Origin of the sequence: Acinetobacter lwoffii (genome assembly GCF_024129115.1) — a bacterium.
In the GTDB taxonomy this organism is placed as follows: Bacteria; Pseudomonadota; Gammaproteobacteria; order Pseudomonadales; family Moraxellaceae; genus Acinetobacter; species Acinetobacter lwoffii_T.
On record NZ_JAMXXO010000037.1, the window covers coordinates 1 to 8,589 of the forward strand.

Here is an 8,589-nt window from a genome sequence, read left to right on the forward strand (position 1 = left end):
GCTGGTGATGTAGCAACTTTATCTTCAGCCAATACTTATACAGATCAAGAAGTAACTACTGAACGCAATGCTCGTATCGCTGGTGATGCAGCAACTTTATCTTCAGCCAATACTTATACAGATCAAGAAGTAACTACTGAACGTAATGCTCGTATTGCTGGTGATGTAGCAACTTTATCTTCAGCAAATAATTATACAGATCAACGTTTTAACAATCTAGAAACTAAATATCAAGCAGCAGTAGCATCAAGTATAGCAATAGCTTCTTTACCTCAACCGACTAATGCTGGTTATAGCATGGTTAGCTTTAGTGTTGGTCAGTGGGAAAAAGAACAAGGATATGCAGTTGGAGTCAGTGGAGTAACTGAAAACAATAAATGGGTATATAAGGCTGCTGGAACAGGTAACAGCCGCGGTAACTTTGGTGGTGGTATATCTTTTGGTTTCCAATGGAAGTAAGAAATTTAATCGTATAGTAGTTTAATATTTATAAAATTACTGGAACTCATTTTCACAAAGTGATGATTTTTATCAGCACTCTTAAAATTGGACTTTCTTAAGTTTAACTTTAAGAGTGCTTTTTTAGTCAAAACGTTAATAGAATGCATAGACCGACGTGATTTATTTAAACTTAACATAATGCACCCTTTCCAAAAGCTCAATGTTAGAACCCATTTAAAGTGTCTATATTCTCACCAATAAAAATTTCTCCTATTTTTTCATTCTCATTAGTTAAATCACTTTATTTTAATGTAAATAAGCTTTTGATATATATACAAAAATATTAAAATGCCCTATAATGCGTATTTTAGGGCATTTTAATATAAAATACTGATTTTATTGTTATTTTTTTAATAAAAAAGACGAAACCATAATATTTTTTAGGTTGTAAATAGCCAAACTTCCTCTCGGTATACTTACGAAATCTCACTCCGCTCTCTTTTCGTCACAACTAAATTTTGTGCCACAAATAACTCTATTTAACGGCTGCTGCCTATCCTGCCCTAGAAAATCCTCCTTTGCTTTATCTCTATTTTTTTTGTCATGACTAATTTTTTAAATGATGTTCCAGAAGAGATAAATAAATTAAAGACTGGTCCAATCAGGACAATTTAAAGATATCTAATTTAAGTTTCTCCGAGAAACGCGTAAGCGTGCATTCCGATCTGCTGATCAAAAATGAAAAAAGCCCAAAACTAAAACCAAGTTTTTTAAACATGATTAAAAATCGCTTTTAAATGCGTTTTAAGGCTTATTTAGATATAAAGCACCCTCACTCCTTACAAACTGGTAAACAGGGGCTAAAAATCGCAAATGAGAGCAAATTAGATTATGTTTTTATATTTATCTTTCAAGAATCGAACGAGTGTCTACGAGTGACGTCCCATAATTAAAATTCTAGAAGTCTTTTCTCTGATTACAATGCTGTATTGGCTCCTAGATAGGAAAAATAGAGCAAAGCGATTCGGGATTTATGCCAATGTATCGAGCGAAGCTCGAATAAAAAGTTTTATGAGCGAAGCGAATTCCGAGTTGTATTTGCTTTTTTTTCAAAGTCACGAAAATATTAACTAAAAAATTGCCCCACGAATCGAGCGAAAGCGAGATTCAATAGAGTTTGAGCGTAGCGAAAACCAAGGGCAATTTTTCAAATCTCCTTTTTAATTATTTTTAAATATTTTAAATCTTTTCAGACCTCTGTATCCCTTATATAGCAAGAGTTTCAGAGTTTAAATATGACGGATTGACTACTAACTATGACGGATTGACTACTAACTATGACGGATTGACTACTTAACTATGACGGATTGACTACCAACTATGACAAGTATATATTTGTCATATATTAAAAAATAAATGGTTTTATTTTGGATAAGAATCAAGTTGTAAAATCAAATCAAGTTATAGAAGCTTCATATCAATTAAGTGCTATAGAGCAACGTATTGTCTTAGCAGCCATTTCACGTATTCCAAAGAGTCAGCCCATAACAGATGATGAGTTATACCCAGTCAGCGTTAATGAATTACAGCTCTTAGGGGTACACGAGAAAACAGCTTATAGGGATCTGAAAGAAGGAATTAATAGACTTTATGAAAGATCCATTAACCTTACTGTTGATGATAAGTCTATTAAAATGAGATGGGTACAAGAGATCCAGTTTTTAGATAGTCAAAGTGTGATTGGCATTCGCTTTTCAAAACCAATTTTGCCCTTTATATCTAACTTAAGTAGAGAATTTACTAAATATGCTCTATCTGACATAGCAGGCATCAATAGTGGGTACGGTATCCGTATTTATGAATTACTGGTGCAATATCGACAAATAGGTAAGCGTGAAATTTCTGTTGATAATCTAAGAACAATGCTGGAACTTGGTAAAAAATACCCATTATTTGCTGATTTCAAAAAAAGAGTAATTGATACTGCTGTCGATCAAATAAATGAATATAGTCCTTTACGTGTGACCTATGAGCAGAAAAAGACAGGGCGTAAAGTTACTCACATAATTTTTTGTTTTAAAGAAAAAGCTAAAAGTCTTAGTCACCAAAATTCAGATATACCAAAAGAGTTTTATAAGCTAACAGATGCTCAAATCAATATGTTTGGTAATCAACTTTCACGCCTACATGAGCTTTCTCATTTAGCCCTTGAGGGTGAGAGCTATGAAATATTAGCTTCAAAAATTAAGGAAAAACTTAGAGATCCAAAACAACAGAAACATTTTTTACCCTACTTAAGAAACTTAGGCTTCAAACCTTGAGTGTATTGAAGAATGCACTTATTGTATTCTTCAATACGTATCGTAAATACACAGTAATACACTATGAAAACAAGTACAAAATACAGTGTTAGTGATGCTGCCACACTGTATAAAAAATCTAGAGCTACACTTTATAAAGATATAAAAAATGGGGTATTAAGCCGTGATCATGATGGCTTTATAGACTTTTCCGAATTATTGCGCGTATATGGTGAACCGTTTTCGGGAAAACAGTCAAAACGTATTGATACACCTCCAATACGGAACCTCGATACACCCGAATACACTGATAAAACGGTAGTAGAGCTAAAAAATCAGATCGACTTTTTGAAGAAACAATTAGAAAAGGCAGAAGATAGAGAGACTAAAGCTAATGCTCGTATCGATACGCTTCTTACACTAATTGAAATGAAGCCACCTAAAGCTAGTATTGAACCTAATAAAGATAATATTGAAAGTAATACTTCGCCGAACCCAACTGATATAGCAACAAATATTCAGTTAAAACAGGTTAAAGAGGACGAATTGACTACTCCAGAGAACAAACGTATTCCTGTACTAGAACATGTTGAACCTGAGCCAAAAAAAAGGGGCTTTCTGAGCCGTTTTTTCCTGCCTTATGGTTAACCTGGGCTACACAAAACCGTGGAACGTTGTTTATTTATTGAGCGTGGAACATGAATAATCAATAAAAAGCCGCTCTGGTGCCCTAATGTCCAGAGCGGCTTAATTTAATATACTGATATTTAAAGAGAAATATCAAGAATTTCGTATAAGGTGTATTATGTTAATTTTAGCTTTTATTAATAATCTTACGATGTAAAAATGGTTTTTCTATAAAGATATAAGTTGCAAATGAAACTAAAACTACAATCAAAAACACTAATGGGAAATACATATAATATAGATATAAGCTATTGTTAAAGTTGAATATATTTAGGATAGTGAATAAAATGTATAAAATTAAACCATGTATAAGATATGTACTATAACTAATATCCCCCAATATTTTCATACTTCTTATATTGAGAACTCCAAAAAAACTGAATCCATTGGCCATAAAACAAAATATTACTCCTAAGATAATTTTTTGCTGAAGAGAATATGCTGTTGTAAAAAAAGCACAATAAATTAATAATAATGATAAAAACAATGATAATTTATTTTTATTTTTATTAAAAAATATATTAATTTCATTCTTATAATAAATAGCAGGGTAAGAAAGTAAAAATAATAGGTATATACTCTTAGATGTTTTATAAACCATGAAAAAAAATATTAAAATTGAAAAAAATAACACTTTTTTATTATTGAATTTTCGATGAAAAATAGCATGCAGTAATGGTAATAATAGATAAAAAGCCCACTCATAAGTAAGTGTCCAGTTAACGCCTGCTATAATTATACCTGTTGGAAATCCTTCTAAGTCACCACCTCTAAATAAAATCCATCTACCCATCCAATTAAATAATTCTACTATGCTGTAAGGAACATCTATATAAATTAGAGTTATAGAAAATATTATAATAACAACAAATAAATAAAGAGGAACTATTCTTCTTATTCTTGAAATATATAATTGTTTCCAATTAATTTTTTCTTTTTGTATTTTACTTATAAATAAATATCCAGTAATTAAAAAAAAGAATGATACAGCTATAGCACCAAAATTATTTAATAAGTCACTTTCTGGTCTTTTCCAGAGACCCGTAGTTTTCCAAAAATATGTTATGTAAAAATGATGAACTAATACACTCAATGCCAATATGCCACGTAATCCATCCAAAGGGGAATTACGTACTAAGGAATCAAAATTTGTAGCATTGAAGGAAAATTTATTAATAATCATACATGTAATGATTAAACAAAGAATAAAAATAGGAACTATAATGAAATCAATCACTTTATTTACATTCTGAAATAAAAAAATTTTAACAGAAATTTTAATTATTTATCAAAATATTACATCATAAATTCCATTGTTATTTAACATAAAATCTCTTATGCGAAGTATGGTTGTTAGAACCCATTTAAAGTGTCTATATTCTCACCAATAAAAATTTCTCCTATTTTTTCATTCTCATTAGTTAAATCACTTTATTTTAATGTAAATAAGCTTTTGATATATATACAAAAATATTAAAATGCCCTATAATGCGTATTTTAGGGCATTTTAATATAAAATACTGATTTTATTGTTATTTTTTTAATAAAAAAGACGAAACCATAATATTTTTTAGGTTGTAAATAGCCAAACTTCCTCTCGGTATACTTACGAAATCTCACTCCGCTCTCTTTTCGTCACAACTAAATTTTGTGCCACAAATAACTCTATTTAACGGCTGCTGCCTATCCTGCCCTAGAAAATCCTCCTTTGCTTTATCTCTATTTTTTTTGTCATGACTAATTTTTTAAATGATGTTCCAGAAGAGATAAATAAATTAAAGACTGGTCCAATCAGGACAATTTAAAGATATCTAATTTAAGTTTCTCCGAGAAACGCGTAAGCGTGCATTCCGATCTGCTGATCAAAAATGAAAAAAGCCCAAAACTAAAACCAAGTTTTTTAAACATGATTAAAAATCGCTTTTAAATGCGTTTTAAGGCTTATTTAGATATAAAGCACCCTCACTCCTTACAAACTGGTAAACAGGGGCTAAAAATCGCAAATGAGAGCAAATTAGATTATGTTTTTATATTTATCTTTCAAGAATCGAACGAGTGTCTACGAGTGACGTCCCATAATTAAAATTCTAGAAGTCTTTTCTCTGATTACAATGCTGTATTGGCTCCTAGATAGGAAAAATAGAGCAAAGCGATTCGGGATTTATGCCAATGTATCGAGCGAAGCTCGAATAAAAAGTTTTATGAGCGAAGCGAATTCCGAGTTGTATTTGCTTTTTTTTCAAAGTCACGAAAATATTAACTAAAAAATTGCCCCACGAATCGAGCGAAAGCGAGATTCAATAGAGTTTGAGCGTAGCGAAAACCAAGGGCAATTTTTCATGGTTTGGGCTTTTAATTATTTTTAAAGATTTTAAATGCTTTTAGATGCGCTAAAGGTCTTAATTTGTAAGGATTTTAGAGATTATAAAACGAGGTTTACCTTGCATTAAAACGAGGTTTACCTTGCATTAAAACGAGGTTTACCTTGCATTAAAACGAGGTTTACCTTGCATTAAGCGAGTTAATAATATAGCCTCGTCTTATTGACTTAAAAATATAACTTTTTCATATGAAAACAGAACTAATTGTCAAAGATAACGCTTTAATTAATGCTAGTTATAACCTTGATCTAGTAGAACAACGATTAATTCTTTTAGCTATCGTTGAAGCCAGAGAATCAGGTAAAGGGATAAATGCTAATGATCCATTAACAGTTCATGCTGAAAGTTATATCAATCAATTTGGTGTACATCGAAATACTGCTTATCAGGCATTAAAAGATGCTTGTGATGACCTATTTGCAAGACAATTCAGTTATCAGAGTCTTAGTGAAAAAGGTAATGTTATTAATCACAAGTCAAGATGGGTAAGCGAGGTTGCTTATATTGATAATGAGGCTGTTGTTAGACTTATTTTTGCTCCCGCTATTGTGCCTTTAATTACTAGGCTAGAAGAGCAATTTACGAAGTATGAGATACAACAAATAAGTAATTTAACGAGTGCTTATGCTGTTCGTTTATATGAAATATTGATTGCATGGCGTAGCACTGGAAAAACGCCTCTTATAAATATCTACGATTTCAGACAAAAAATAGGTGTACTCGAGACTGAATATAAAAGAATGTACGATTTTAAGAAATATGTTTTGGACATTGCATTAAAACAAGTAAATGAACATACCGATATTATTGTCAACGTTGAACAACATAAAACAGGCAGATCTATTACAGGCTTTTCATTTAGCTTTAAACAGAAGAAGCCAGTAACGAATACAACCAATAATATTGGCCATGACAAAGAGATAAAAATCAATTTAACAGATGCACAACGCTATTTGTTTGCTAGTAAATTATCAGAACTTCCTGAGATGGCTAAACTTTCACAAGGTACTGAAAGCTATGAACAGTTTGCTGCGCGGATTGTAACTATGCTACAAGAACCAAGTAAATTAAAAGAACTTATGCCATTACTTCGAAAAGTTGGCTTTCAATAAATGATGTCAATTGACATAGTAAAGTTAACAGTCAACTATTAACACAATTTGAAAACTGGTTTACATAATGAAAAAACTGTCAGTTTCAGAACTAGCAAAACTATATGGATATTCTAGACAGGCTGTCTATGCTCATATAAAAAAAGGGAATTTATCAAAAGGATCTGATGGTTTAATTGACTTTGCAGAAGCTTTGAGAGTGTTTGGAGAACCTCAAAAGAACAACTCTACTGTCAACCAGAGTCAATCAACTAACAGTCAAAACTTGACAGAAGTTGACTTACTAAAACGTCAAGTTGACATACTGGAAAAACAGTTAAATCAGGCAGTGCAGAGAGAAAATCAATCATTAGAACGTGAATCGTTTTATCAAGAACAGATTGAAGCTATGCAGCGCTTACTGGAAGCTCCAAAAGCCAATATGACTACGTTTACCGATCAAGAACAGTCGCAAGCGAATGCAGCTCAGGTACAGCCAGAACCGAGCACCGATGATACGAAACATGACGGATTGACTACTACCGAACCTAAACGGATTCCGATCCCTGAACATGTAGAACCTGAACCTAAGAAAAGGGGCTTTTGGAGTCGGTTTTTTAGACCCTATGATTAACGATTATTGTTTAATTCAGATGAACAAACCCGTGGAACATTGGTTAAATAGTAGGCGTGGAACAGGTTAAAGTGCTAAAAAAGCCCAGAACGGTGTGCCTGGGCTTTTTACTACACGATAAGACTATGATTTATATGAAATAAAAATAGCATTTCGTATAAGGTGTATTATGTTAATTTAAGATAAAATAAAAAAAGATAACCTAAACAATCGCCAATTTCTGCAGACAATTCTTTGGATAAGAAGTGGCCAGATTTGTACAATTTAGTACACGTTCATTAAGGTGCTTTTCATATAAATTACCCAATTTATCTAGCAAGATTATGTCAATAAAATGAACAGTTTCATGCATATCTTTTAAAAATAGAACTCCAAAGTAAGCTAAATCACTTAACACAACTTTTGAGATAAAATTTGTAAAATCTAAATTTTATATGAAATACTTCTCATATTTATAATATGTATATTGAAAAAAAAGTTTTATTTTGTTTAAATTTTGTGACTTTATTATCATTATCAAAGTTAAAAAAATCTCTTAAATTAAGGATGCGCTGCAAAATGTTAAAAGGTTTTAAATTATCTATAATTGCAATAGCGATCAGTACTCCACTTGCTCACGCTGATATTTCATTAGGCAGTGATACAAACCATGTATCTGTAAATGTAAATACAGATGACGGGAGTATAGGTGACTTTACTGTTTATAACGGTACAAATTCACAAATAGCAACTTTTACATCTGGTAAGCTTGCTACACAAATAACTACAGGTAATGGTAATCAACTAACAGTTAGCGATAGTGGTGTTTCCTTAAGCAATTCAAGTAACGGTCCTATTACTTTATCTGGAGTAGCTAATGGTGTTAATGCAACTGATGCCGTTAATGTATCTCAACTTAATAACCTAAGTAGTACTATTTCTACACAAGCAAATGCTTATACAGATCAAGAAGTAACTACTGAACGCAATGCTCGTATCGCTGGTGATGTAGCAACTTTATCTTCAGCCAATACTTATACAGATCAAGAAGTAACTACTGAACGCAATGCTCGTAT

The 8,589-nt window shown here is 31.8% G+C and carries 6 protein-coding genes and 1 pseudogene; 6 read left to right on the forward strand and 1 reads right to left on the reverse strand.

All coding sequences use genetic code 11. The annotated features are described in order from the left end of the window. The 3 genes from NI470_RS15205 to NI470_RS15215 form a co-directional block, all read left to right on the forward strand. A partial coding sequence (locus NI470_RS15205; RefSeq protein ID WP_253148938.1) for a YadA C-terminal domain-containing protein occupies nt 1-459 on the forward strand: 459 nt, incomplete at its 5' end. A 1,409-nt stretch (nt 460-1,868) separates the two neighbouring features. Further along, the gene (gene repM, locus NI470_RS15210; protein WP_253148940.1) at nt 1,869-2,762 is read left to right on the forward strand and encodes a replication initiation protein RepM; all 894 of its coding nucleotides are present in this window, start codon (nt 1,869-1,871) and stop codon (nt 2,760-2,762) included. A gap of 63 nt (nt 2,763-2,825) precedes the next feature. Next, nucleotides 2,826-3,389, forward strand: coding sequence for a plasmid replication DNA-binding protein (locus NI470_RS15215; RefSeq protein WP_253148942.1), 564 nt, complete (start codon nt 2,826-2,828; stop codon nt 3,387-3,389). 166 nt (nt 3,390-3,555) lie between these two features. Here the strand turns inward: NI470_RS15215 and NI470_RS15220 are convergent, their stop codons facing one another. Continuing rightward, entirely contained in the window at nt 3,556-4,611 is a 1,056-nt protein-coding gene (locus NI470_RS15220; RefSeq protein ID WP_253148944.1) for an acyltransferase family protein, read from the reverse strand. A gap of 1,386 nt (nt 4,612-5,997) precedes the next feature. Between NI470_RS15220 and repM (NI470_RS15225) the strand changes: the two genes are divergently transcribed. The 3 genes and pseudogenes from repM (NI470_RS15225) to NI470_RS15805 all read left to right on the forward strand — a co-directional run. Next, nucleotides 5,998-6,921 carry a replication initiation protein RepM gene (repM, locus tag NI470_RS15225; RefSeq protein ID WP_253148947.1) on the forward strand — a complete coding sequence of 308 codons (924 nt, stop codon included), beginning with the start codon at nt 5,998-6,000 and terminating at the stop codon, nt 6,919-6,921. Nucleotides 6,922-6,988: 67 nt separating this feature from the next. Continuing rightward, nucleotides 6,989-7,534, forward strand: coding sequence for a plasmid replication DNA-binding protein (locus NI470_RS15230; RefSeq protein WP_253148948.1), 546 nt, complete (start codon nt 6,989-6,991; stop codon nt 7,532-7,534). Between the two features lie 459 nt (nt 7,535-7,993). Further along, nucleotides 7,994-8,589: pseudogene (locus NI470_RS15805) on the forward strand (hypothetical protein); the annotation flags it as partial.